The organism is Ensifer sp. GW823-FHT05D09, assembly GCF_058795755.1.
Genome location: NZ_JBXAIA010000006.1, coordinates 131,779 through 156,038, shown reverse-complemented (window position 1 = coordinate 156,038; position 24,260 = coordinate 131,779). Strand labels below are relative to the sequence as shown.

The 24,260-nt window shown below is 63.4% G+C and carries 23 protein-coding genes; 16 read left to right on the top strand and 7 right to left on the bottom strand.

Translation table 11 applies throughout. The annotated features are described in order from the left end of the window. Positions 1-96 precede the first annotated feature (96 nt). Positions 97-1,338, top strand: coding sequence for an MFS transporter (locus AC1Q80_RS18470; RefSeq protein WP_173418285.1), 1,242 nt, complete (start codon positions 97-99; stop codon positions 1,336-1,338). A 15-nt stretch (positions 1,339-1,353) separates the two neighbouring features. Here AC1Q80_RS18470 and AC1Q80_RS18465 read toward each other — a convergent pair whose 3' ends face one another. The 6 genes from AC1Q80_RS18465 to hemC form a co-directional block, all read right to left on the bottom strand. Next, the gene (locus tag AC1Q80_RS18465) at positions 1,354-2,082 is read right to left on the bottom strand and encodes a glutamine amidotransferase (RefSeq protein ID WP_209790452.1); all 729 of its coding nucleotides are present in this window, start codon (positions 2,080-2,082) and stop codon (positions 1,354-1,356) included. Position 2,083: 1 nt separating this feature from the next. After that, complete coding sequence (locus AC1Q80_RS18460; RefSeq protein WP_492361408.1) at positions 2,084-2,566, bottom strand: tellurite resistance TerB family protein; 483 nt, start codon at positions 2,564-2,566, stop codon at positions 2,084-2,086. Between the two features lie 27 nt (positions 2,567-2,593). After that, the gene (locus AC1Q80_RS18455) at positions 2,594-4,240 is read right to left on the bottom strand and encodes a heme biosynthesis protein HemY (protein WP_209790454.1); all 1,647 of its coding nucleotides are present in this window, start codon (positions 4,238-4,240) and stop codon (positions 2,594-2,596) included. A gap of 11 nt (positions 4,241-4,251) precedes the next feature. Next, the gene (locus AC1Q80_RS18450; protein WP_492361407.1) at positions 4,252-5,490 is read right to left on the bottom strand and encodes a COG4223 family protein; all 1,239 of its coding nucleotides are present in this window, start codon (positions 5,488-5,490) and stop codon (positions 4,252-4,254) included. A gap of 102 nt (positions 5,491-5,592) precedes the next feature. Further along, a complete protein-coding gene (locus AC1Q80_RS18445) occupies positions 5,593-6,303 on the bottom strand; it encodes a uroporphyrinogen-III synthase (protein ID WP_492361406.1) in 711 nt (236 codons plus the stop codon). 3 nt (positions 6,304-6,306) lie between these two features. After that, positions 6,307-7,236, bottom strand: coding sequence for a hydroxymethylbilane synthase (hemC, locus tag AC1Q80_RS18440; RefSeq protein WP_492361405.1), 930 nt, complete (start codon positions 7,234-7,236; stop codon positions 6,307-6,309). Positions 7,237-7,310: 74 nt separating this feature from the next. Here hemC and tsaD point away from each other — a divergent pair, with 74 nt between their 5' ends. The 5 genes from tsaD to AC1Q80_RS18415 all read left to right on the top strand — a co-directional run bounded on the left by tsaD (position 7,311) and on the right by AC1Q80_RS18415 (position 10,976). Further along, positions 7,311-8,405, top strand: a complete 1,095-nt coding sequence (gene tsaD, locus AC1Q80_RS18435) for a tRNA (adenosine(37)-N6)-threonylcarbamoyltransferase complex transferase subunit TsaD (protein ID WP_492361404.1) — start codon at positions 7,311-7,313, stop codon at positions 8,403-8,405. A gap of 31 nt (positions 8,406-8,436) precedes the next feature. Then, positions 8,437-9,426: an NAD(P)H-dependent glycerol-3-phosphate dehydrogenase gene (locus AC1Q80_RS18430; RefSeq protein WP_209790459.1), complete on the top strand. Its 990-nt coding sequence runs from the start codon at positions 8,437-8,439 to the stop codon at positions 9,424-9,426. 79 nt (positions 9,427-9,505) lie between these two features. Next, a complete protein-coding gene (locus AC1Q80_RS18425; protein ID WP_173418276.1) occupies positions 9,506-9,799 on the top strand; it encodes a YciI-like protein in 294 nt (97 codons plus the stop codon). Positions 9,800-9,806: 7 nt separating this feature from the next. Further along, positions 9,807-10,238: an EVE domain-containing protein gene (locus AC1Q80_RS18420; protein ID WP_173418275.1), complete on the top strand. Its 432-nt coding sequence runs from the start codon at positions 9,807-9,809 to the stop codon at positions 10,236-10,238. Positions 10,239-10,304: 66 nt separating this feature from the next. Continuing rightward, a complete protein-coding gene (locus tag AC1Q80_RS18415; protein ID WP_209790460.1) occupies positions 10,305-10,976 on the top strand; it encodes a class I SAM-dependent methyltransferase in 672 nt (223 codons plus the stop codon). A gap of 219 nt (positions 10,977-11,195) precedes the next feature. On the opposite strand, the gene AC1Q80_RS18410 is transcribed toward AC1Q80_RS18415, so the two are convergent. Continuing rightward, entirely contained in the window at positions 11,196-11,849 is a 654-nt protein-coding gene (locus AC1Q80_RS18410; RefSeq protein WP_173418273.1) for a hypothetical protein, read from the bottom strand. Between the two features lie 306 nt (positions 11,850-12,155). On the opposite strand from AC1Q80_RS18410, the gene sdhC reads away from it, so the two are divergent. From sdhC to AC1Q80_RS18360, 10 genes are all read left to right on the top strand, one after another. Then, positions 12,156-12,551: a succinate dehydrogenase, cytochrome b556 subunit gene (gene sdhC / locus AC1Q80_RS18405; RefSeq protein ID WP_173418272.1), complete on the top strand. Its 396-nt coding sequence runs from the start codon at positions 12,156-12,158 to the stop codon at positions 12,549-12,551. Between the two features lie 12 nt (positions 12,552-12,563). Continuing rightward, a complete protein-coding gene (gene sdhD / locus AC1Q80_RS18400; RefSeq protein WP_077500773.1) occupies positions 12,564-12,944 on the top strand; it encodes a succinate dehydrogenase, hydrophobic membrane anchor protein in 381 nt (126 codons plus the stop codon). Positions 12,945-12,951: 7 nt separating this feature from the next. Continuing rightward, positions 12,952-14,793 carry a succinate dehydrogenase flavoprotein subunit gene (sdhA, locus tag AC1Q80_RS18395; protein WP_173418271.1) on the top strand — a complete coding sequence of 614 codons (1,842 nt, stop codon included), beginning with the start codon at positions 12,952-12,954 and terminating at the stop codon, positions 14,791-14,793. Positions 14,794-14,810: 17 nt separating this feature from the next. Beyond that, on the top strand, positions 14,811-15,590 hold the full coding sequence (locus tag AC1Q80_RS18390; RefSeq protein WP_173418270.1) for a succinate dehydrogenase iron-sulfur subunit: 780 nt from the start codon (positions 14,811-14,813) through the stop codon (positions 15,588-15,590). A 331-nt stretch (positions 15,591-15,921) separates the two neighbouring features. After that, positions 15,922-16,464: a protease inhibitor Inh/omp19 family protein gene (locus tag AC1Q80_RS18385; protein WP_492361403.1), complete on the top strand. Its 543-nt coding sequence runs from the start codon at positions 15,922-15,924 to the stop codon at positions 16,462-16,464. Positions 16,465-16,526: 62 nt separating this feature from the next. After that, on the top strand, positions 16,527-17,681 hold the full coding sequence (gene zapE / locus AC1Q80_RS18380; protein WP_492361402.1) for a cell division protein ZapE: 1,155 nt from the start codon (positions 16,527-16,529) through the stop codon (positions 17,679-17,681). A 183-nt stretch (positions 17,682-17,864) separates the two neighbouring features. Then, entirely contained in the window at positions 17,865-18,830 is a 966-nt protein-coding gene (gene mdh, locus AC1Q80_RS18375) for a malate dehydrogenase (protein WP_077500769.1), read from the top strand. A 111-nt stretch (positions 18,831-18,941) separates the two neighbouring features. Further along, positions 18,942-20,135: an ADP-forming succinate--CoA ligase subunit beta gene (gene sucC, locus AC1Q80_RS18370; protein ID WP_492361401.1), complete on the top strand. Its 1,194-nt coding sequence runs from the start codon at positions 18,942-18,944 to the stop codon at positions 20,133-20,135. A 17-nt stretch (positions 20,136-20,152) separates the two neighbouring features. After that, the gene (gene sucD / locus AC1Q80_RS18365; RefSeq protein ID WP_173418267.1) at positions 20,153-21,055 is read left to right on the top strand and encodes a succinate--CoA ligase subunit alpha; all 903 of its coding nucleotides are present in this window, start codon (positions 20,153-20,155) and stop codon (positions 21,053-21,055) included. Positions 21,056-21,218: 163 nt separating this feature from the next. After that, entirely contained in the window at positions 21,219-24,215 is a 2,997-nt protein-coding gene (locus AC1Q80_RS18360; protein WP_209790464.1) for a 2-oxoglutarate dehydrogenase E1 component, read from the top strand. The last annotated feature ends 45 nt before the right edge of the window (positions 24,216-24,260 follow it).

Below are 24,260 nucleotides of genomic sequence, written 5' to 3'. Positions count from 1 at the left end.
TTGAGACCTAAACGAGCAAGTACGCCGATTTGCCGTGCGCGATCATGTTTAATAGAGGTCGCTCAAAGATCGGTACCGTCGAGGAGCGTTTCCCCCATGTCTGCCGTTCATACCACGCACCGCTTCGCCGCCTTTCGGCATGTCGGCTATCGTCGTTATTTCTTCTCGCGCTTCCTCGCCTACTTCGCCATCCAGATCATCTCCGTCGCGGTCGGCTGGCAGATCTACGATCTGACGCGCGATCCGTTCGATCTCGGCTTGATCGGGCTTTTCCAATTCCTGCCGTCGCTGGTGCTGATCCTCGTCACCGGCTCGGTTGCCGATCGCTACAACCGGCGCATGATCATGGGCATCTGCATGGCCGTCAGCACGCTGTGCGCCATCGCGTTGCTGATGCTGACGGTCACCGGGCTTTTCTCGCCCTGGCCTGTTTATGCGATCCTGATCGTCTTCGGCATCGAGCGGGCGTTTCTCGCGCCCGCTTCCCAGTCGCTCGCACCCAATCTGGTGCCGCCGGAAGACCTGCCCAATGCGATCGCCTGGAATTCGACATCCTGGCAGACGGCGATGATCGTCGGCCCGGTTGCCGGCGGCCTGATCTATGGCTTCGGTTCGGTTGCACCCTATGCTGTCGGCGTCTGCTTCTTCGCGGCGGCGGCGCTGATGGTGTTTGCCATTCCGAAGCCGGCAGCCCGCTCCAAGGCCCCAGTGCAGAGCTGGGAGACGATCACCGCCGGCTTTCGCTACATCAAGGCGGAGAAGGTGGTGCTGGGCGCGATCTCGCTCGATCTCTTCGCGGTGCTGCTCGGCGGCGCCGTTGCGCTGATGCCGGTGTTCGCCCGCGACATCCTCGATCTTGGCCCCTGGGGCCTGGGGCTGCTGCGCGCCGCCCCCGGCGTCGGCGCGGTCGGCATGGCGATCTGGCTGGCCGCCCACCCCATCCGCCACCGTGCGGGCATCCTGATGTTCACCGGCGTTGCGCTGTTCGGTCTCGGCACCATCGTCTTCGGCCTGTCGGCAACGCCGTGGCTGTCGATCGCAGCGCTGGTGATCATGGGCGCTGCCGACATGATCTCGGTCTATGTGCGCGAAATCCTGATCACGCTGTGGACACCGGACGAGCTGCGCGGTCGCGTCAATGCGGTCAACATGGTGTTCGTCGGCGCCTCCAACGAGCTTGGCGAATTCCGTGCGGGCATGATGGCGTCGGGCTTCGGCGCGGTCTTTGCCGTCGCGTTCGGCGGCGCAGGCACGCTGCTGGTGTCAGTGCTCTGGGCGCTCGGCTTCCCGCAACTGCGCAAGATCGACACGCTCGACGTGCCGGAGCATCGTCGCTAGCGGTGGGGTTTGCCGCTATGCGGCCTCTCTGACGCCCGCCTGCAGGAAGATGAGGTCGAGGAAATTCTCCATCCAGGTGCGCAACGGCCCGTCGTGCTGCATGCGCCCGTCGAGATGGGCCTTGCCGATCTGTGCGCCCGGCATTTCAAAGCGATGGGCGCCGTGTACCACCCAGCGATGCATCATGGCGCGCGTCAGCTCGCCATGAAACTGGATGCCCCAGGCGTTGTCGCCATAGCGGAAGGCCTGGTTCGGATAGGTGTTGCCGGTTGCCAGAAGCTCGGCGCCCGCAGGCAGGTCGAAGCCTTCGCGATGGAAATGATAGACCATGTCAGGCCAGTCCATCAGCGCCCGGCCGGCGTCGGTGGCAACCAGCGGATACCAGCCGATCTCCGTCATGCCTTCATGGTGCGGCGCGACCTTGCCGCCGAGATTGCGCGCCAGCATCTGGGCGCCGAGGCAAATGCCGAGATAGGGTTTGTTTTCCTTCAGCGGCACCGACAGCCAGTCGATCTCGCGCCGGACGAAATCCTCCTCGTCGTTGGCGCTCATCGGGCCGCCGAAGATGATCGTGCCGCCATGGTGTTCCAGCGTCGGCGGCAGCTCGTCGCCAAGCGCCGGACGACGGATGTCGAGGGAAAAACCCTTCTGGGTGAGGATCTGGCCGACACGGCCGGCGCTCGATCGCTCCTGGTGCAGGACGATAAGGATGGGCTTCCTGTCGGTTTCGGCGGCTATTGGCATGTCAGCTTTCCTGTCGCGGTTCGCCTTCTTCCTCCGCATCGATCCTTGCCGCAACCTCCCGTCGCTTCAACACGCGGTCTCGTCCGGAAACACCCAAGAGATCGGCGATCCGCCAGATCACGTGGTCTTCCATCTCGCTGCGCTCGCCGTCGGCATAGACAACCTCCCAGAGCATGCCGATGAGTTCGATGCGCTGCTCTTCGGAAAGGTGGCGCTTCACTTCGGCGGTGAACTGATAGAAGTCGATCGCTTCGCTTTCGGCCGACTGGCCTGCCTCGACCAGCGCGTCGAGCGCCGCATCGTCAAGTGCATAGTGCTGCTTGATGATGGCGCGCATCTTGCGCTGTTCGGAGGCAAGGATCTTGCCGTCCGCCTCCATCACCTGAATGCAGAGTGCGATGACCGCCACGCGCGGATCGCCCCTCTCGATCCGTGTCGTCGGGCCGGTCAGGCCCTCGAGAAACGTCCGGAAGCGTTCAAACATGGTTGTGTCCACAGCCCCTTACAAAACTCAGAACAATCGGAAACTGGTCTTTTCCGGCAGCTTCTCGCCGGCAGCCGGTTCCCGCACGCCGGGATCATCGGGGGCACGGCCGAAGAACGGGTCGGCGACCGGCTCGCCATTGGAGGCGCCATCTTTTTCGCGGGGCTTTTCGACGACCGAGGCCGGTTTTCTGGCTTCCGCAACCTTGATCGGCTCCGGGCGCTCCCGCGGAGGTTCGGATACCGCTTCGAAGATCACGGGCGCATCGACAACCTGTTTCGCTGGAGCCGTGCCATGGGGCACCGGATGGTGCTCGGCCAAGACTGGCGGCAAGCTGCGGATCGCTTGATCGGCGTTCAGATGGCCGTCCTCGACCTGTGTGGCAAGCTGCAGCGACGGTGCCTTCCATTCGAATGCATCGAGCCGTCCGCTGACCGGCGAGACCGGCAGCCAGGTCGGCGAGGTCACGCCATCGGCCGTCCAGGCAGGGTCGCGCGGGCTCTTCAGGGCCTGGGCCATCCAGTGGCGGATACGGCCCTCGTCGCCGGTGTCGGCCTCCTCGATATCGGCAAGCAGCAGAAAGATGCTCTCGGTCGGCTCCAGCCGTGCGGCCGCCTCCGCCTTGGTGCGGGCAAGCAGAAGCTCGCGGGCTTCCAGCGCCGCCTCGGCAACGGCGGCCATGGCAACCGCGTTGTTCGGGCGGAGCGATTCGAGTTTTCTCGCGCGCTTCAGCCGGTCGACCGCCGTGTCGCCGCCCCGTGCCCTGACATAAAGGCGGGCGATGTCGGGATGCGGTTCATGCTTCCACGCTTTTTCGAGGATCGATGCGCCCTTGCGCAGGTTGTCCTCGCGAAACAGCGCCTTTGCCGCGATGAGTGCTGCCGGCACAAGGTTTTCGTCTAGCTTGAGCGCTGCAAGCGCGTCATCGCGAGCCGTCTTGGCATCGCCGTCGAGACGGGTCATGGCGCGGGCGGTCAGGAGCACGGCCTTCTTGCGGTCGGCGTCCTTGCGCTCCAGCACGTGAGCGGTCCGGCTCTGGTCGAGGAGGCGCAGTGCGTCGTCCCATTGTCCGGCCTGGCTCTGGCTGTCGAGCGTTGCCAGCGTTGCCCAGGGCAGGTGCGGCGCCTTCTCCGCCGCGCGTTCGGCATATTGGCGGGCCGCTTCGTGGGCGCCCAGGCGCTTGGCCTCGAGATAGAGACCGCGCAGGCCGAGTTCCCGCGTTTCCGGGTCGTCGGCCATCAGTTCGAATTTCTTGCGGGCGTCGTCGTATTTGCCCTCGATCAGGAAGGTCTGGGCTTCGAGCAAGTGGATCAGCGGCTCCTGGTCGGCGCTGATCAGGCCGCGGGTGCGCGCCGTCATCTTGCGCGCCTGGTTGGCGTCGCCGGCACCGGCGGCAATCAGGCCGGTCGACAGCGCCTGGTAACCCCTGTCGCGTTTGCGGGCGCGGAAATAGCGGGTGACGGTGTGCGGCGACAGCCAGATGGTACGCACCAGCCAGATGGCGATCAACACCGCGGCGACCAGTGAGATCAGCAGCGACGCCGCACGCATCAGGCTCATCTCGATGAGCTGGCCTTGCCAGACGAGCGACAGTTCGCCGGGCCGATCCGCGAGCCACGCGAAGCCGAGGCCGAGGCCGAGCACGATCAGGATGAAGATCAAAATGCGGATCATATCTGTCTTCCTCAGCCTTCGGTGGCGGTCTTGTTCATCGTTGCAGCGACCGCCGCATCGATGATGCCCTCGACCCGCAGACGCTGGTCAAGCTTGACCTTGAACGCTTCGCCGGCAGTCTTGGCGGCTGCAGGCAGAGCATCCCACTCCAATGCCGCGCCCTTGAGATCGCCGTTGTTCAGCTTGTCCTCGATGCGGGCGACGACGGCTTCCGGCGTCTCGCCTTCGACGCTGCCGACGGGGCGCACGCGAATGCCCGACATGGCGCTGGAAACGAGGCGGTCGAAGATGCCCTCGTTCGGATCCGGTTGATCGAGCGTATCGAGCATCGTATCAGCCGCGGCTGCAAAATCGCGCCGAAGGTCGGCCCGCGTTGCCACGCCTGTCGTTGCATCCTGGGCGAGGCCGGTTACTGCCGTCTCGTCCGGCGCGATGCTGCGAAGTGCGTCGAGTTCGGCCAGGAACGGTCCGCCGCGGTCGATCGCGCTCTTGAGCGCCGTCACGGCGACAGCCTTTGCGACCTGGATGTCATTGGCGGGCTCGTTGAGTTTCTGCTCGGCGGTGTCGATGCGGCTTGCCAGTTCGGCCCTCGCCGCCGTCGCCGATTGCTGCGCGTCAGCGAGGCCCGATTTCAGCGCGGCGATCTCCTTGGTCAGGTTCGTCACTTCGGCTTGCAGAGCCGTCACCTCGGCAGCCGGCGCCCCGCTGGCAGCCGGTTGTGCCGCAGTCTGCTCCAGGGCTGCGAGGCGGTTCTCGAGCGGCGTGATGTCGATGGTCGCAGTCGGTGCCTGAATGCCGGCCACCTGGTCGCGCAGCGCCTGGACCTCGCTCGAAAGCGTGAGCTCCGCGGTCGACGCGCCTCGGTCGGGGCCAAGCCCCGGTATATAGCCGGCATATTGCAGCACGCCGAAGCCGGCGAGCGTGACGAGGCCGCCGAGGATACCCGCGGCCAGCGCGCCGGCGCTCGAAGGCGGTTTCTGCACCACTGTCGCCTCGGGCGTGCGACTGATATGCGGCGGCTCTTCGGTGAAGACGGCGGCGGCCGCATCGGCGCGCTGCTCCTCGATCTCCTCTTCGAGGCGCGCTTCCGCAGCGCCATCGGCTTCGGGGGGCTCGGTCGGCTCATCGGCAGCTGCTGCGTGGCTCGCGGTTGCCTCGGTGTTTTCCGTCACGGGCTTTTCCGCTTCAAGGTCGATCGTCAGCGGCTCTTTCTCGGCTTTCGAGCGGCGCGGCGGGTTTTCCGATACCATGGTGACCTCCTACCGTTGTTGCCTGTCGGTTCTCGCAACAAACCTAGTCAGGCTGACCGGTGAGGGAAAGCCCCCCTTGTTCCGTTTTTGATCGAAATAGCATTAGAGGAGGCTGAAAAGGCTTTCCTCGTCGGGTCTTGCGGCGATCTCGACCGGTGCTCCTTCCGGTAGAGCCGCGGCAACCGCATCACTCAGGCAGAGGTAGCGCGGTGAGAAGGCGGCGGCTTCAAGACCCACGTCGACCAGCAGCGCTGCGAAGCGCCGCGCCGTGTCGTTGGAATAGAGCAGCACGGCATCTGGCCGACCGGCGGAAAGCAGGCGTGTCAATGCGTCCGGTGGATGGGTGATCGGCTGCATCCGGTAGCATTCGACGGTGACATGATCGATGTGAAGCTGCCGAAGCGTCGCTTCAAATCCTTTGGAGCGGGGGGAGCCTGCGAGATAGAGGAGCGGTCGTTCGGATCGAGAAGGCGTGGCCGCGATCAGCTCCGCAAGGCTCTTTCCGGTGCCCTCTGCCGGGTGGACCTGGGTGAAGCCAAGTGCGCGCGCCGCGCGCGACGTCGCTTCGCCGACGCAAAAACAGGGTTTGGCCTTATGCGGTGTGAGATCGGCCTCAAGTTCGGCCAGCACCCGAACAGCTTCGGCGCTCGTCAGCGCGATCGCGTCATGCGGCGTTTCGAGTGCTGTTCGCGCGGCCTGCGGCAAATGTTCCGCCTGCGCCAGCGGCAGCAACTGGGGCCGGTGACCCAAGCGCTCCAGCCGGCGGGCCGTAGCCTCCGCAGCGGGTTGCGGCCGGGTCACGAGCAGCCGCATGATTCAGATCCAGCTCGAGAAGAAGCCCGGTCCCGCGTCGGCGCGGATCTGTTCGCCGGCCTTTTGCCCAAGTGCCATGGCGTCGGCCGCCTTGCCTTCGATCGTAACCCGGTGATGGGTGCGACCGTCGGGCGTCAGGATCATGCCGGAGAAGCGCAGATGCGTGCCGTCCGAGATCGCCAGGCCGGCGATCGGAGTGCGACAGGAGCCGTCGAGTGTCGCCAGGAAGCCGCGTTCGCAGGCGACGGATTCATGGGTTCTGGCATCGTCGATGGCCGCGAGCAGGTCATTGACGCGGCTGTCGCCGATCCTGCTCTCGATACAGATCGCACCTTGTGCCGGTGCCGGCGGAAATTCTTCCGGATCGAGCAGTTCGGTCGGCACGTCGGTCATGCCGAGCCGCTTCAGGCCGGCATAGGCGAGCAGCGTCGCATCGACCTGGCCTTCGGAAAGCTTGCGCAGCCGCGTCTCGACCTGGCCGCGATAGGTGATGACATTGATGTCGGGCCTAAGCCTTCGGATCAATGCCTGGCGGCGCAGCGACGACGAGCCGACGGTCACGCCTTCCGGCAATTCCATCAGCTTGGGTGCCGTGCGGCCGATGAAGGCGTCGCGGATGTCCTCGCGCGGCAGGAAGGCGGAGAGGAACAGGCCATCAGGAAGTCTGGTCGGCATGTCCTTCGAGGAATGCACGGCGAAATCCAGTTCGCCCGAGAGCAGTTGCTGCTCGATTTCCTCGGTGAAAAGGCCCTTGCCGCCGATCTCGGCGAGCGAGCGATCGGTGATGCGGTCGCCCTTGGTGGACAGGATGACGACCTCGAACATTTCCGGCGACAGACCATGCGCGGCGACAAGGCGATCGCGCGTTTCATGGGCTTGAGCGAGCGCCAGCGGGCTGCCGCGCGTGCCGATCCGGAAAGGTTTTGTTTGCATCAAAGGCTATCCATTGTTACCGGAGTTCCGTGTACCCACCTTTCGGTGCGACCGCAATCTTTGAGTAGTTCCTGATGTCCTCGCCCATGCGCATCCTCGGCATAGAAACAAGCTGCGACGAAACCGCGGCTTCCGTCGTGCTGCGCGACGAAAACGGTCAAGGAAGCATCCTCGGCGACGTCGTCTTGAGCCAGCTGGAAGAGCATAGCGCCTATGGCGGCGTGGTTCCGGAGATCGCTGCGCGTGCCCATGTCGAGGCGCTCGACACGCTGATCGAGGAGGCGCTTTTACGCGCCGGCGTCACGCTTGACGACATCGATGCCATAGCTGCGACAAGTGGTCCCGGTCTGATCGGCGGGCTGATCGTCGGCTTGATGACCGGCAAGGCGATCGCCCGGGCGACCGGCAAGCCGCTTTATGCCGTCAACCATCTCGAGGGGCATGCGCTCACCGCGCGGCTGACAGATGGTTTGACGTTTCCCTATCTGATGCTGCTCGTCTCGGGCGGTCACACCCAGCTTATCCTGGTCAAGGGCGTCGGCGAGTACGAGCGCTGGGGCACGACGATCGACGACGCGCTCGGTGAAGCCTTCGACAAGACGGCAAAGCTCCTCGGTCTTCCCTATCCCGGCGGCCCTGCCGTCGAGCGCGCGGCGCTCACCGGCAATGCCGAGCGGTTTGATTTTCCGCGGCCGCTGGTGGGCGATGCCAGGCTCGATTTCTCCTTCTCCGGCCTGAAGACGGCGGTACGGCAGGCGGCCCAGTCGCTGGAGCCGGTGACCGACCAGGATATCGCCGACATTTGCGCCTCCTTCCAGCGCGCGATCTCGCGCACGCTCAAGGATCGGATCGGCCGCGGCTTGAAGCGGTTCAAGACGGATCATGCGTCCGTCGAAAAGCCGGCGCTTGTCGTTGCCGGCGGCGTTGCCGCCAACCAGGTGCTGCGGGCGACGCTCCAGGACCTCTGCAACGAGAACGGATTCGATTTCATCGCGCCGCCGCTTCAGCTTTGCACTGACAATGCCGCGATGATCGCCTGGGCGGGTGCCGAGCGGTTTGCCGCCGGCTTGCCGGCCGACGGTCTCGACGTCGCGCCACGCTCGCGCTGGCCGCTCGACCAACAGGCGCAGACCTTGCTCGGTTCCGGCAAGCGTGGCGCCAAGGCATGACGGAAATCAGCCAGGGCATGATGGACAGACGATGAACACCAATCCCAAGATCGTGGTGGTCGGCGCCGGTGCCTTCGGCACAGCGCTTGCTGCCGTTGCCGCATCTGCCGACGGCAGCGACGTGACCCTGCTCGCCCGCCGGAAAGAGACGGCGGAAGAATGCCGGCGGACCGGCCGCAACGAGCAGGCGCTTCCCGGCATCGACCTGCCGGCAGGCCTCAAGCACAGCGCCGATGTCGCGGTGCTTGGCGATGCCGAGATCGTCCTGTTCGTCATGCCGTCGCAGGCGCACCGCGAAGCCGCGCGCCAATACGGCCCATCGATCAATTCCGCGGCAACGATCGTCACCTGTGCCAAGGGCATGGAGCAGGCAACCGGCCGCCTCCTGACCGACGTGCTTCTGGAGGAATTGCCGGGACACGGCATCGGCGTGCTCTCCGGTCCCGGCTTTGCGGCCGACATTGCCAAGGGCCTGCCGACGGCGATGGTGGTTGCCGCCGCGGAGAATTCCACGGCAACGCTGCTTGCCGAAGCGCTGTCCGGCCCGACCTTCCGTCTTTATCCTTCTGAAGATCGCATCGGCGTTCAGCTCGGCGGCGCGCTGAAGAATGTGCTTGCCATCGCCTGCGGCATCGTCGAGGGCGCCGGGCTCGGCGATAGCGCCCGGGCGGCGCTGATCTCGCGCGGTCTTGCGGAAATGTCCCGCTTCGTCGTCGCCGAAGGCGGCGATGCCGATACGGTTCGCGGTCTCTCGGGCCTCGGCGATTTGGTGTTGACGGCAACCAGCCACCAGTCGCGCAACCTGCGCTTCGGCATCGCGCTCGGCAAGGATGGCCGCGCCAGCGGGCGCCAGGGCGAACTCGTCGAGGGCGCATTTGCCGCCTCGGTGGCCGCCCGCGTCGCTCGCGAGCTCGGCGTCGAGATGCCGATCACCGAGGCGGTTGCCGCGATCATCGACGGCAGGCTCGATGTGCGCACCGCCCTTGAACAATTGATGTCCCGTCCGATCACCCAGGAATGAACCGGTCGGCGGGATGAGGAAAAGTGCCAGGCGGTTTTCCGCTCGCATCCCGCGCCAAACGAAAACCTAAGGAGGAAGCATGCTTTTCGCACTTCAATGCACCGACAAATCAGGCGCGCTGCAGCTTCGGCTCGACACGCGCCCGGATCACGTCGCCTATCTCAACGACCTCAATGCCAAGGGCATCCTGAAGATGGCCGGTCCCTTCCTCGGCGACGACGGCAAGCCGACCGGCAGCCTGGTGATCGTCAAGGCCGAGACGATCGACGATGCGCGCGCTATCGCCGAAGCCGATCCTTATGCCCAGGCCGGCCTGTTCTCCAACGTCGAAATCAAGGCCTTCAACTGGGTCTTCAACAACCCCGAGGCTTGAGATACGAATGGCGTTCTGGCTTTACAAATCCGAGCCCTTCAAGTGGTCCTGGCAGATGCAGAAGGATGCCGGTGCGAAGGGCACCGAGTGGACCGGCGTTCGCAATTATCTCGCGCGCAACAACATGCGGGCGATGCAGATCGGCGACAAGGGCTTCTTTTATCACTCGAACGAGGGGCTCGAAATCGTCGGGATCACCGAGGTCTGCGCGCTGTCGCACCCCGATTCGACCGCCGAGGGCGACGCCCGCTGGGACTGCGTCGACATCCGTGCTGTCCGCGACGTGCCGCGTCCGGTGACGCTGAAGGAAATCAAGGACAACCCCAAGCTTTCCAACATGGCGCTGGTTACCAGCATGCGCCTGTCGGTCCAGCCGGTTACCGAGGACGAGTGGATCGAGGTCTGCCGCATGGCCGGGCTCGATACGCCGCCGCGTTAGCCTTGTTTTCCGCGTGATCCGGCCGAAAGCCTCTCTCCTCAATTCGGACCACGCACGGAGCATTTCTTGAAGACCGATCCCGAAAGCTTCATCCGCGCCAACACCGGCGTTCTGTCGCCGCCGCATGTACCGGAAGTCCGGCTGCATCTGGCGACGGAAGCGCACGAACTCTGGCTGAAAACGGAAGAGGAGCTGGAGGAGATCGGCCTGCCGCCACCGTTCTGGGCCTTTGCCTGGGCCGGCGGGCAGGGGCTAGCGCGTTACGTCCTCGATCATCCGGAGGTCGTGCGCGACCGGCACGTCGTCGACTTCGCCTCTGGATCCGGGCTGGTCGCAATCGCTGCGATGAAGGCGGGGGCGGCCTCGGTGCTTGCCGCCGATATCGATCCGTGGGCCGAGACGGCGGTGCGGCTGAATTCAGACCTCAACGGCGTCGAGATCGCCTACACGGCCGACGACATCACCGGCCGCGATCTGGCCGCTGATCTCTACCTCGCCGGTGACGTCTTCTACGACAAATCCTTTGCCGAGCGCCTGCTGCCCTGGTTCACGGCGCTGGTCTCCGGCGGTGCGACTGTCATCGTCGGTGATCCCGGTCGCTCCTATTGTCCGCGCGACCGGATGACGGCGCTCGCGACTTATGAGGTGCCGGTGACAAGGGCGCTTGAGGACAGCGAGGTCAAGCGCACGACAGTCTGGCGGTTCGAGCGACCGAAGGCTGACGCCATAAAGGACTGACAAACGCTTCGGCTGCGTTTTCGTCGATCGGTCGGTAGCGCCTGCGACGATGTCGCGATGATCGGCAACGTGAAGGTGGCGTGGCCCGACGGGTGCCCCCAAGCGTACGCGCGAGCGCTAGAGCGTTTCCGATTTAGACGGAAACACAGAAACGCTCTATCTCTCTGTTTTTACGCATTTCCTGACGGAAAACCGCTCCGCACCTTTCCTGGAAATGCTTTAGCGCCGGATGACGCAGACGCCATGCTCGAAGGCACAGGCGCGATTGAACGTTCTCGGTGACACGACGATGATCTTTGCGCGGTTTACCTTTGGTGGTGGCGCGAACTGCCCGTCGTCATAATAGCGGTAGTTGCCTTCCTGACTGAAATAGATGCCGTTGCCCGGATCGCGATAGGCCGAGATGCCGCCGGCATAGGTGCCGATGCTGCCGATCGTATCGGGAAAGCCGTCGCCGCCGTAGCTGTCCGGGCGGCGATTGTAGCGGTCGCCCGATGTCCAGATCGTGCTCACCGAGCGCTCGCGCGCCCAGCCGTCGCGATAGCGCAGACGCTCGCCATAGTGCCCGGGATACGAACGATACTTGGGAAGCCGGATGTGTCGCACGCGGCTATTCACGTCCGGCAGCCCATTCTGCGCAGTCCAATCGTTGCGCGGTATCGAATTGCCGCCGCGCATGGAGCGATAGCCCATGCGGTCGAATTCGTGGCGGCTGAAGGAGCGATGCGAATCGAGCCGGACGTGTCGGCCTCGAGACTGCACTTCCAGCGAGTTACCCCAGTCTCCTGCCTGGACCGGCAGGCAGGCGGTGGCGACAAGAAGGCCCGCAAGTGCTAAAACTTTGGTCGCATGGATCGCTCGAAACAGAAACATTCTGTCCGCCCTCCGCAAAACGCTTAACAAATCGTTAAATGCACTTTGTGGCAATTTCGCCGGAAAGTCACGGATTTGGTTGTGGTTTTCATGCGTATCGTTAATTGGGCACCATGTCTCGGTCGGACCTGAAAATGGCGCTTTTCGTCTAATCGATTAAATTGATTTTGCACTGCAAACACACTTGTCGTTAAGCAATATGGTGATTAAAGGTCCGAAGGACTGAATTGCGCACAATCAGGTGCGATACCGGACTAAAATCGTCCACTTTTTGGGCGGAAATCCGGGCATTTCCGTGAGGTTCCGATGACGGATGTCACAAGAAGCCGGCCGCTGTCGCCGCATCTTCAAATCTATAAACCTATCCCGACGATGGTGATGTCCATTGTGCATCGCATTACCGGCGGCGCGCTCTACTTCGGCACCATTCTCGTTGCCGCCTGGTTGATCGCCGCCGCATCCGGCGAGGCGTCCTACGACTCGGTGAGCTGGCTGTTCGGCACGCTTCTCGGCAAGCTGGTGCTGTTCGGCTATACCTGGGCGCTGGTGCATCATATGCTCGGCGGCCTGCGCCACTTCATGTGGGACCTCGGCTACGGTTACGAGAAGCACTTTGCCACCAAGATGGCGAAGGCAACGATCGTCGGCTCGGTGGCACTGACCGTGCTGATCTGGGTCGTCGGCTATCTCGTGCGGTACTGAGGGGACACGACCATGAACATGCGCACACCTCTCAGCAAGGTCCGCGGCTACGGCTCCGCCAAGGAAGGCACCGATCACTTCTGGCGCCAGCGCGTCACGGCGGTCGCCAACGTGCCACTCTTGATCTTCTTCGTCATCTTCCTCGTTCGCTACGCTGGCGCGCCCTACGCGGAGGTCGTCTCGGCTCTGTCGAACCCCTTCGTTGCCGTCATCATGGGGCTGGTCCTGCTCTCGGGCCTGATCCATATGAAGCTCGGCATGCAGGTGATCATCGAGGACTACGTGCACGGCGAAGGCGCGAAGATCGCCCTTCTCATGCTCAACACATTTTTCGCGATCGTGGTTGGCGGGCTCTGTCTTTTCGCCATCCTGAAGATCGCTTTTGCAGGGTAATTTCGTCATGGCATCGAACAGTTCACCCGCTGCAAACGGCAAGGCCTACCAGTATGTCGATCACGCCTTCGACGTGGTCGTCGTCGGCGCCGGCGGCGCCGGCTTGCGCGCCACGCTCGGCATGGCGGAGCAGGGTCTGAAGACGGCCTGCATCACCAAGGTCTTCCCGACGCGCTCGCACACGGTTGCGGCCCAGGGCGGCATCGCCGCTTCGCTGCAGAACATGACACCGGACAGCTGGCAGTGGCACCTCTACGACACCGTCAAGGGCTCCGACTGGCTCGGCGACGTCGACGCCATGCAGTATCTCGCCATGGAAGCGCCGAAGGCGGTCTATGAGCTCGAGCATTACGGCGTGCCGTTCTCGCGCAACGCGGAAGGCAAGATCTACCAGCGGCCGTTCGGCGGCCACATGCAGAACTATGGCGAAGGCCCGCCGGTGCAGCGCACCTGTGCTGCCGCCGACCGCACCGGTCACGCCATCCTGCATACGCTCTACGGCCAGGCGCTGCGCAACAACGCCGAATTCTTCATCGAGTATTTCGCGCTCGACCTGATCATGTCGGATGACGGTCGCTGCACCGGCGTCGTCGCCTGGAACCTCGACGACGGCACCATCCACCGCTTCTCCGCCAAGATGGTGGTGCTGGCGACCGGCGGTTACGGCCGCGCCTACTTCTCGGCAACCTCGGCTCATACCTGCACCGGCGACGGCGGCGGCATGATCGCGCGCGCCGGCCTGCCGCTGCAGGACATGGAATTCGTCCAGTTCCACCCGACCGGCATCTACGGCGCAGGCTGCCTGATCACCGAAGGCGCGCGCGGCGAAGGCGGCTATCTCGTCAACTCCGAAGGCGAGCGCTTCATGGAGCGCTATGCGCCGTCGGCCAAGGACCTTGCGTCGCGCGACGTCGTTTCGCGCTGCATGACGATGGAAATCCGTGAAGGCCGCGGTGTTGGCAAGAACAAGGACCACATCTTCCTGCATCTCGACCATCTCGATCCGGCCGTGCTGCACGAACGCCTGCCGGGTATCTCGGAATCGGCGAAGATCTTTGCCGGTGTCGACGTGACCCGCGAGCCGATCCCGGTTCTGCCGACCGTGCACTACAACATGGGTGGCGTGCCGACCAACTACTGGGGCGAAGTCTTGAACGCCGACAGCCAGAACCCCGAGCGCATCGCGCCCGGTCTGATGGCCGTGGGCGAAGCCGGCTGCGCCTCGGTGCACGGCGCCAACCGCCTCGGCTCCAACTCGCTGATCGACCTCGTGGTCTTCGGCCGCGCCGCCGCCATTCGCGCCGGTCAGGTCATCGATCGCAACGAAGCGGTGCCGGCGCTCAACGTTGCTGCCTGCGACAAGATCATGGCCCGTTTCGACGCCCAGCGTCATGCCAACGGCTCGACGCCGACGGCGGTGCTGCGCGAAAAGATGCAGCGCGCCATGCAGGAAGACGCCGCCGTGTTCCGCACCCAGGAATCGCTGGAATCGGGCTGCAAGCGCATCTCGGCGATCTGGAAGGAACTGCCCGACGTCAAGGTCACGGATCGTTCGATGATCTGGAACTCCGACCTCGTCGAGACGCTGGAGCTGCAGAACCTGATGGCCAACGCCATCACCACGATCTACGGCGCCGAAGCGCGCAAGGAGAGCCGTGGCTCGCACGCCCGCGAAGACTATACCGGCGGCGCGCTCGGCGGCCGTGATGACGTCAACTGGCGCAAGCACACGCTGGCCTGGGTCAACGAGGCCGGCGACGTCAAGCTCGACTACCGCCCCGTTCATACCGACCTGATCGCCGAAGGCATCGATCCGAAAAAGATCGAGCCCAAGGCACGCGTCTACTGATCTTGAGGAACTAGCACATGGTTGAACTCGCTCTCCCCAAGAACTCGCAGATGACCGAAGGCAAGGTCTGGCCGAAGCCGGCAGGCGCGACCAATGTCCGCGAATACCGCATCTATCGCTGGAACCCTGATGACGGCGCCAATCCGCGCATCGATACCTTCTATATCGATATCGACGATTGCGGCCCGATGGTGCTCGACGGTCTGCTCTATATCAAGAACAAGATCGACCCGACGCTGACGTTGCGCCGCTCCTGCCGCGAAGGCATCTGCGGCTCCTGCGCGATGAACATCGACGGCACCAACACGCTTGCCTGCACCAAGGGCATGGATGAGGTCACCGGCGCGGTGAAGGTCTATCCGCTGCCGCACATGCCCGTCGTCAAGGACCTGGTGCCGGATCTCACTCACTTCTACGCCCAGCACCGCTCGATCGAGCCGTGGCTGAAGACGGTGACGCCGACGCCCGCCAAGGAATGGAAGCAGAGCCACGAGGATCGCCTCAAGCTCGACGGTCTCTATGAGTGCATCCTGTGCGCCTGCTGCTCGACCTCCTGTCCGAGCTACTGGTGGAACGGTGACCGTTACCTCGGTCCGGCTGTTTTGCTGCAGGCCTATCGCTGGCTGATCGACTCCAGAGACGAAGCGACCGGCGAACGCCTCGACAATCTCGAGGATCCCTTCCGGCTTTATCGCTGCCACACGATCATGAACTGCGCCCAGGCCTGTCCGAAGGGTCTCAACCCGGCGAAAGCGATCGGCGAGATCAAGAAGATGCTGGTCGAGCGTCGGGTCTGATCCGCAGTCTGGCAAAAGCGATCGCATATTGCGGCGGGCCCTGTGCCCGCCGTTTGCGTTTCCCGTCCGTTTAGTGAAGCCAGATGGTCGGGAACGACCTTGTTTGTCTTCGGCAATCGTTGATTGTGCCGGTGCAAGACAGTCATTCCGCTCACCCGAAGCAGCAGCCGGGCGGGCAAGAATTTGCGATTGTGCCGTTCCCGCAGACGTTTCAATCCTGCAACAGGTGTCATTGAATCGTCGTCCCTTGATTTGACAGGTGGATTTGCTGTATTTCGGCCTATATTATCGCGTTGCATCATGGTTCGCGGAACACATCGGGAGTAAAGATATGCGGGTTATTCATGCGGCGGCGGGGCTGGCGGTTGTGCTTGCGCTGACCGGATGCCAGCGGACATCCATGGGTGGCTTCAGCTCCCAGGATTCTTCACCTGCTCCCCTCCAGGCCCAGCCCGTGCCTTCGGTCTCGTCGAACCAGCTTCCCGATCCGACAGGCAACACGTCACAATTCCCGGCTGCACCGACCGCTGGAACGGCGGTTGCCGGTGGCGCACAGCCGGCCGGCACGCAGGTTGCTGCCGCCGGCGGCGGGCTCGACGTGACCAAGGAATCGATGGTTGGCAACTGGCGCGTTTCGAGCGCCGGCAGCTCCTGCGACATGTTCCTGACGCTCACCAACCTCGGCAGCGGTTCGCGCGGCGGCACGCGTGGCTGCGCCGGCGAGCTGACGGCCATGGGTTCCTGGGAAGTGGCCGGCAAGCAGGTCGTCCTCAAGGACCGCACCGGCAACGCGATTGCCCGTCTCTACAAGACGGCCGACGCGCGCTTCGATGGCTCGACCAACGGCGGCCAGCCGGTCAGCCTCAGCCGTTAATGACCTGGTTCAGCCCGGCCAACCGCCGGGCTTCCCGTTTTCCGGTCCAGCTCGGGTGAGACGTGCTCAATCCTGACGACAGCATCCACCGCAAGCTCGAAACACTCGTTCAGGGCGGCGAGCGAAAACGCGATCCCGCTCAGTTCGCGATAGCGCGACGATTCGATCATCTTTCGGCCGAGCTTCTGGCAAGCAGGCCGTCGCGCAAGACCAACGCGCTCGGTTGGCTCTTCGCCTCGCGCAAGAAGGATCATCCGCCGGTCAAGGGCCTCTACATCCATGGCGGCGTCGGCCGCGGCAAGACCATGCTGATGGATATGTTCTTCGAGGCGGTGCCGATCCAGCGCAAGCGCCGGGCGCATTTCCACGAGTTCATGGCCGATGTGCATGAGCGGATCTACAAGCATCGGCAGAAGTTGAAGAACGGCGAGACGAAGCAGGCTGATCCGATCCCGCCTGTCGCTTCGGAACTCCTAGGCGAGGCGCGGCTTCTCTGCTTCGACGAGTTCACGGTGACCGATATCGCCGATGCGATGATCCTCGCCCGGCTGTTCAGCGAGCTCTTCGCCAAGGGCTGCGTACTCGTGGCGACCTCCAACGTGGCGCCTGACAATCTTTATCGCGACGGTCTCAACCGCGGGCTCTTCCTGCCGTTCATCGATCTCCTGAAGGCGAACACCGAGATCATCTCTCTCGACACTGATACGGACTACCGCCTGATGAAGACGGACGGGAGCCCGGTCTGGATTTCTCCGCTCGGACCCGACGCCGACGCGGCGATGGCGCAGGCCTGGAGCCGGCAGACGGCAGGCGCTGCCGTCGCGCCCGCCGAGGTGCCGCGCAAGGGGCGCAAAATCCCGGTGCCGGCGGCGGCCGGAAAGGCCGCCCGTTTCACGTTCACCGACCTTTGCCAGCAGCCGCTGGGTGCCGCTGACTATCTGGCGATCCTCGAGCGCTATTCGACCCTGTTCGTCGACCACGTGCCGCATCTCGGGCCGCATATGCGCAACGAAACCAAGCGCTTCATCCTGCTGGTCGATACGCTCTACGACAATGGCGCCCGTCTCTTTGCCTCGGCCGCAGCCGAACCGCAGCACCTTTTGACGCTGAAGAAAGGCACCGAAGGCTTCGAGTTCGACCGCACCGTATCGCGGCTGATCGAGATGCAGAGCGCGGAATATGCGGCAGAACATCCTGAAAATATTGCGGTTTCGTGACGCGCGCATGACGGAAATTCTTACGTTTACGTAAGAATTTTGTCATCTAACCGATTGAAATTGTTCCATCCAAAAGTATCGATTGATATTTTAACGATTGCCGTTTAATGGCTTCCGGCGAAGGTTTGGCGTTTGCGGCGTTTCAGGCCTCGATCAGTTTGGGATCACAAAGGAAGCACTTTCATGGCGCGCAACAAGATCGCACTTATCGGTTCAGGGATGATTGGTGGCACGCTGGCGCATCTCGCCGGCCTGAAGGAACTGGGCGACATCGTCCTCTTCGACATCGCCGACGGCATCCCCCAGGGCAAGGGTCTCGACATCGCTCAGTCCTCGCCGGTCGAAGGCTTCGACGTGAACCTGACGGGTGCTAGCGACTATTCCGCCATCGAAGGCGCTGACGTGTGCATCGTTACCGCCGGCGTTGCCCGCAAGCCGGGCATGAGCCGCGACGATCTGATCGGCATCAACCTCAAGGTCATGGAACAGGTTGGCGCGGGCATCAAGAAATATGCCCCGAACGCCTTCGTCATCTGCATCACCAACCCGCTCGACGCCATGGTCTGGGCGCTGCAGAAGTTCTCCGGCCTGCCGAAGAACAAGGTCGTCGGCATGGCCGGCGTTCTCGACAGCGCGCGCTTCCGCCTGTTCCTCGCCCAGGAATTCAACGTCTCGGTCCAGGATGTCACCGCGTTCGTTCTCGGCGGCCACGGCGACACCATGGTGCCGCTCGCCCGCTACTCGACCGTTGCCGGCATTCCGCTGACCGACCTCGTGCAGATGGGCTGGGTCACCAAGGAACGCCTCGAAGAAATCATCCAGCGCACCCGTGACGGCGGCGCCGAAATCGTCGGCCTGCTCAAGACCGGCTCTGCCTACTACGCACCGGCCGCTTCCGCGATCGAGATGGCCGAAGCCTACCTCAAGGACAAGAAGCGCGTTCTGCCTTGCGCTGCGCACCTGACCGGCCAGTACGGCGTCAAGGACATGTATGTCGGCGTTCCCACCGTCATCGGTGCCGGCGGCGTCGAGCGCATCATCGAGATCGATCTCAACAAGGCCGAGAAGGAAGCTTTCGACAAGTCCGTCGCTTCCGTTGCCGGTCTTTGCGAAGCCTGCATCGGCATTGCGCCGAGCCTGAAGCAGTAATCGCCTCCCGTCGAGCGGGTGCTTGCATCCACTCGACCTCTTTGTTTTTGCCGCATTGGTGCGGGCAGGTGCCCCACCTGCCCGCACAATGCTCCAGACAGGAAAAACACCATGAACATTCATGAATATCAGGCCAAGGCTCTCTTGAAGAGCTATGGCGCGCCGGTCGCGGAAGGTGTCGCGATCTTCTCCGCAAACGAGGCAGAAGCTGCTGCCAAGGCGCTCCCGGGCCCGCTCTACGTCGTCAAGAGCCAGATCCATGCCGGCGGTCGCGGCAAGGGCAAGTTCAAGGAACTTTCCGCCGATGCCAAGGGCGGCGTTCGTCTTGCCTTCTCGATCGATGAAGCCAAGGCTCATGCCAAGGACATGCTCGGCAATACGCTGGTCACGGCGCAGACCGGCCCTGCCGGCAAGCAGGTGAACCGCCTCTACATCGAGGATGGCGCCGACATCGAACGCGAACTCTATCTGTCGCTGCTCGTCGACCGCTCGGTCGGCCAGGTTGCCTTCGTCGTTTCGACGGAAGGTGGCATGGACATCGAAGCAGTTGCGCACGACACGCCGGAAAAGATCGTCAACGTCGCGATCAACCCGGAAGCCGGCGTCACCGCCGCTGACCTCGCCAAGCTCACCTCGGCCCTGAAGCTCGAAGGCGAAGCCAAGGCTGACGCCGAAAAGCTCTTCCCGATCCTCTACAAGGCCTTTGTCGAAAAGGACATGAGCCTGCTCGAGATCAACCCGCTGATCGTCATGAAGAACGGCCGCGTGCGCGTTCTCGATGCCAAGGTCTCGTTCGACGGCAACGCGCTCTTCCGCCACGACGACATCAAGGCGCTGCGCGACGAAACCGAAGAAGACGCCAAGGAAATCGAGGCCTCCAAGTGGGATCTCGCCTATGTGGCGCTCGACGGCAACATCGGCTGCATGGTCAACGGCGCGGGCCTTGCCATGGCGACGATGGACATCATCAAGCTCTACGGCAAGGAGCCGGCGAACTTCTGCGACGTCGGCGGCGGCGCCGGCAAGGAGAAGGTTGCGGCAGCCTTCAAGATCATCACGGCCGACCCGAAGGTCGAGGGCATTCTCGTCAACATCTTCGGCGGCATCATGAAGTGCGACGTCATCGCTGAAGGTGTCGTTGCCGCCGTGCAGGAAGTCGGCCTCAAGGTTCCGCTGGTCGTGCGTCTCGAAGGCACGAATGTCGAACTTGGCAAGAAGATCCTGAACGAATCCGGCCTGGCGATCACCGCCGCCGACGATCTGGACGACGCTGCCAAGAAGATCGTTGCCGCGATCAACGGCTAACTGAAGGACCAGACCACATGTCGATTCTCGTCAACAAGAACACCAAGGTCCTCGTTCAGGGCCTGACCGGCAAGACCGGCACCTTCCATACCGAACAGGCGCTTGCCTACTACGGCACGCAGATGGTCGGCGGCATTCACCCGAAGAAGGGCGGCGAAACCTGGACCGGTTCCAAGGGCGAAACCCTGCCGATCTTCGCGTCGGTTGCCGAAGGCCGTGACAAGACCGGTGCGGACGCATCCGTGATCTACGTTCCGCCGGCAGGTGCCGCGGACGCGATCATCGAGGCGATCGATGCGGAAATCCCGTTCATCACCTGCATCACCGAAGGCATCCCGGTTGCCGACATGGTGCGCGTCAAGGCTCGTCTCGACCGCTCCAAGTCGCGCCTGCTCGGCCCGAACTGCCCCGGCATCCTGACGCCGGAAGAATGCAAGATCGGCATCATGCCGGGCTCGATCTTCCGCAAGGGTTCGGTCGGTATCGTCTCGCGCTCCGGCACGCTGACCTATGAAGCCGTGTTCCAGACCTCCAACGAAGGCCTCGGCCAGACGACGGCTGTCGGCATCGGCGGCGACCCGGTCAAGGGCACCGAGTTCATCGACGTGCTCGAGATGTTCCTCGCCGACGAAGCCACGACCTCGATCATCATGATCGGCGAAATCGGCGGCTCGGCCGAAGAGGATGCAGCGCAGTTCCTCATCGACGAGGCCAAGAAGGGTCGCAAGAAGCCGATGGCCGGCTTCATCGCGGGCCGTACCGCGCCGAAGGGCCGTACCATGGGTCACGCCGGTGCTGTCGTTTCCGGCGGCAAGGGCGATGCGGAATCCAAGATCGCCGCGATGGAGCAGGCGGGCATCCGCGTGTCGCCGTCGCCGGCACGCCTCGGCAAGACGCTGGTCGAAGTCCTCAAGGGCTGACCTTACATAAGCGCCGTCGGGGCTGGTCGTGTGAGCCGGCCCCGACGACCGCAGTTATGACGCATGCAGGGTGCACAAGAGGCGCCCGATAATGATGAACGACCGGGAAAACCCGGCATCCCAACTTAAGTCAGGAGGCGGACCAAAACGTCCGCGAGAACCCATGGCAAGGCAAGAGGCCAACGAGCAATTCCAGCTCACATCGTTTCTGGACGGCGCGAACGCCGCCTATATCGAGCAGCTCTATGCACGCTACGAAACGGATCCATCGTCCGTCTCGGCTGAGTGGCAGGCCTTTTTCAAGGCGCTGGCCGACAAGCCGGAAGATGTGGTGAAGGCTGCCAAGGGCGCCTCCTGGAAGAAGCCCAACTGGCCGATCGTCGCCAACGGCGAACTCGTCTCCGCACTCGACGGCGACTGGGGTACGGTCGAAAAGGTCATCGAGAAGAAGGTCAAGGCGAAGGCAGAAGAAGCCGCAGCCGCTACCGGCACCGCGGCGAGTGCTGCTGATATCCATCAGGCGACGCGCGATTCGGTTCGCGCCATCATGATGATCCGCGCCTATCGCGCCCGTGGCCACCTGCATGCCAAGCTCGATCCGCTCGGCCTTGCTGCGCCGGTCGATGACTACAACGAGCTTTCGCCCTCGAACTACGGGTTCGAGGACAAGGATCTCGACCGCAAGATCTTCATCGACAACGTGCTCGGCCTCGAATACGCGACCATTCGCGAAATGGTCGAAATCCTCGAGCGCACCTACTGCTCGACGATCGGCGTCGAATTCATGCACATGTCCAACCCGGAAGAGAAGGGCTGGATCCAGGAGCGCATCGAAGGCCCGGACAAGGGCGTCGACTTCACGCCCGAGGGCAAGAAGGCGATCCTGCAGAAGCTGATCGAGTCGGAAGGCTTCGAACAGTTCATCGACGTCAAGTACAAGGGCACCAAGCGCTTCGGTCTCGACGGCGGCGAATCGCTGATCCCGGCGCTCGAGCAGATCATCAAGCGCGGCGGCCAGGAAGGCCTGAAGGAAATCGTTCTCGGCATGGCCCACCGCGGCCGTCTGAACGTGCTTTCCCAGGTCATGGCAAAGCCGCACCGCGCCATCTTCCACGAATTCAAGGGCGGCTCCTACGCCCCTGACGACGTCGAAGGTTCCGGCGACGTGAAGTACCATCTCGGCGCTTCCTCCGACCGTGAATTCGACGGCAACAAGGTTCACCTGTCGCTGACGGCCAACCCGTCGCACCTGGAAATCGTCAACCCTGTCGTCATGGGCAAGGCCCGCGCCAAGCAGGACCAGATGGCGACCGTGTTCGAAGGCGACATCATCCCGCTGCGCGAACGCGCCAAGGTCATGCCGCTCCTGCTGCACGGCGATGCGGCCTTTGCCGGCCAGGGCGTGATTGCCGAAATCCTCGGCTTGTCGGGCCTGCGCGGTCACCGCGTTGCCGGCACGGTCCACTTCATCATCAACAACCAGATCGGTTTCACCACCAATCCGGCCTTCTCGCGCTCTTCGCCCTATCCGTCGGATGTGGCCAAGATGATCGAGGCGCCGATCTTCCACGTCAACGGCGACGATCCGGAAGCGGTGGTCTACGCGGCCAAGATCGCTACCGAATTCCGGATGAAGTTCCACAAGCCTGTCGTCATCGACATGTTCTGCTACCGCCGCTTCGGCCACAACGAAGGCGACGAGCCGGCGTTCACGCAGCCGAAGATGTACAAGGTCATTCGCGCCCACAAGACGGTCGTCCAGCTCTACTCCGACCGTCTGGTCGCCGAGGGGCTGATGAGCGAAGGCGAAGTCGAAAAGATGAAGGCCGACTGGCGCGCCCATCTCGAGCAGGAGTTCGAGGCTGGCCAGTCCTACAAGCCCAACAAGGCCGACTGGCTTGATGGTGTCTGGTCGGGCCTGCGTTCGGCCGACAACCAGGACGAACAGCGTCGCGGCAAGACCTCGGTGCCGATGAAGCAGCTCAAGGAAATCGGTCGCAAGATCGCCGAGATCCCGGCCGGCTTCAATGCCCACCGCACGATCCAGCGTTTCATGGAAAACCGCGCCAACATGGTGACAACAGGCGAGGGGATCGACTGGGCGATGGCCGAAGCGCTGGCGTTCGGCACGCTCTGCGTCGAAGGCACCAAGATCCGTCTGTCCGGCCAGGACTGCGAACGCGGCACCTTCTCGCAGCGCCATTCGGTTCTCTATGATCAGCAGACCGAAGACCGCTACATTCCGCTCGCCAACCTCGCACCCACCCAGGCCCGCTACGAAGTCATCAACTCGATGCTTTCGGAAGAGGCCGTGCTCGGCTTCGAATACGGCTACTCGCTGGCCCGTCCGAACGCGCTGACCCTCTGGGAAGCCCAGTTCGGCGACTTCGCCAACGGCGCGCAGGTCGTGTTCGACCAGTTCGTCTCTTCGGGCGAACGCAAGTGGCTGCGCATGTCGGGCCTCGTCTGCCTGCTGCCGCATGGCTATGAAGGTCAGGGTCCGGAGCATTCGTCCGCCCGCCTCGAACGCTTCCTGCAGCTCTGCGCGGAAGACAACATGCAGGTCGCCAACGTCACCACGCCGGCGAACTACTTCCACATCCTGCGCCGCCAGGTGAAGCGCGACTTCCGCAAGCCGCTGATCCTGATGACGCCGAAGTCGCTGTTGCGCCACAAGCGTGCGGTTTCGAGCCTTTCGGAAATGGCCGGCGAAAGCTCGTTCCACCGCCTGCTGTGGGATGACGCCGAGGTCATCAAGGACGGCCCGATCAAGCTGCAGAAGGATTCCAAGATCCGTCGCGTCGTGCTCTGCTCCGGCAAGGTCTACTACGATCTGCTCGAAGAGCGCGAGAAGCGCGGCATCGACGACGTCTACCTGCTGCGCGTCGAGCAACTCTATCCGTTCCCGGCCAAGGCGCTGATCAACGAGCTCAGCCGCTTCCGCAACGCGGAAATGGTCTGGTGCCAGGAAGAGCCGAAGAACATGGGCGCCTGGTCGTTCATCGACCCGTACCTGGAATGGGTGCTCGCCCATATCGACGCCAAGTATCAGCGCGTGCGCTACACCGGCCGTCCGGCTGCCGCATCGCCGGCAACGGGCCTGATGTCGAAGCACATGGCGCAGCTGGCCGCCTTTCTCGAGGACGCGCTGGGGGGCTGATGCCCCCCTGGCGACGAGCCAATCGATAGAAACAGATATCTGATC

Bases quoted from the DNA above. Each gene is read 5' to 3' on its own strand.
- AC1Q80_RS18385 (WP_492361403.1), top strand. From the start codon at position 15,922: ATGCGGGTTATTCATGCGGCGGCGGGGCTGGCGGTTGTGCTTGCGCTG.
- tsaD (WP_492361404.1), top strand. From the start codon at position 7,311: ATGTCCTCGCCCATGCGCATCCTCGGCATAGAAACAAGCTGCGACGAA.
- sdhD (WP_077500773.1), top strand. From the start codon at position 12,564: ATGAACATGCGCACACCTCTCAGCAAGGTCCGCGGCTACGGCTCCGCC.
- AC1Q80_RS18460 (WP_492361408.1), bottom strand. From the start codon at position 2,566: ATGTTTGAACGCTTCCGGACGTTTCTCGAGGGCCTGACCGGCCCGACG.
- AC1Q80_RS18450 (WP_492361407.1), bottom strand. From the start codon at position 5,490: ATGGTATCGGAAAACCCGCCGCGCCGCTCGAAAGCCGAGAAAGAGCCG.
- sdhC (WP_173418272.1), top strand. From the start codon at position 12,156: ATGACGGATGTCACAAGAAGCCGGCCGCTGTCGCCGCATCTTCAAATC.
- AC1Q80_RS18470 (WP_173418285.1), top strand. From the start codon at position 97: ATGTCTGCCGTTCATACCACGCACCGCTTCGCCGCCTTTCGGCATGTC.
- sdhA (WP_173418271.1), top strand. From the start codon at position 12,952: ATGGCATCGAACAGTTCACCCGCTGCAAACGGCAAGGCCTACCAGTAT.
- AC1Q80_RS18430 (WP_209790459.1), top strand. From the start codon at position 8,437: ATGAACACCAATCCCAAGATCGTGGTGGTCGGCGCCGGTGCCTTCGGC.
- sucD (WP_173418267.1), top strand. From the start codon at position 20,153: ATGTCGATTCTCGTCAACAAGAACACCAAGGTCCTCGTTCAGGGCCTG.
- hemC (WP_492361405.1), bottom strand. From the start codon at position 7,236: ATGCAAACAAAACCTTTCCGGATCGGCACGCGCGGCAGCCCGCTGGCG.
- AC1Q80_RS18465 (WP_209790452.1), bottom strand. From the start codon at position 2,082: ATGCCAATAGCCGCCGAAACCGACAGGAAGCCCATCCTTATCGTCCTG.
- AC1Q80_RS18390 (WP_173418270.1), top strand. From the start codon at position 14,811: ATGGTTGAACTCGCTCTCCCCAAGAACTCGCAGATGACCGAAGGCAAG.
- sucC (WP_492361401.1), top strand. From the start codon at position 18,942: ATGAACATTCATGAATATCAGGCCAAGGCTCTCTTGAAGAGCTATGGC.
- AC1Q80_RS18425 (WP_173418276.1), top strand. From the start codon at position 9,506: ATGCTTTTCGCACTTCAATGCACCGACAAATCAGGCGCGCTGCAGCTT.
- mdh (WP_077500769.1), top strand. From the start codon at position 17,865: ATGGCGCGCAACAAGATCGCACTTATCGGTTCAGGGATGATTGGTGGC.
- AC1Q80_RS18455 (WP_209790454.1), bottom strand. From the start codon at position 4,240: ATGATCCGCATTTTGATCTTCATCCTGATCGTGCTCGGCCTCGGCCTC.
- AC1Q80_RS18445 (WP_492361406.1), bottom strand. From the start codon at position 6,303: ATGCGGCTGCTCGTGACCCGGCCGCAACCCGCTGCGGAGGCTACGGCC.
- AC1Q80_RS18420 (WP_173418275.1), top strand. From the start codon at position 9,807: ATGGCGTTCTGGCTTTACAAATCCGAGCCCTTCAAGTGGTCCTGGCAG.
- AC1Q80_RS18410 (WP_173418273.1), bottom strand. From the start codon at position 11,849: ATGTTTCTGTTTCGAGCGATCCATGCGACCAAAGTTTTAGCACTTGCG.
- AC1Q80_RS18360 (WP_209790464.1), top strand. From the start codon at position 21,219: ATGGCAAGGCAAGAGGCCAACGAGCAATTCCAGCTCACATCGTTTCTG.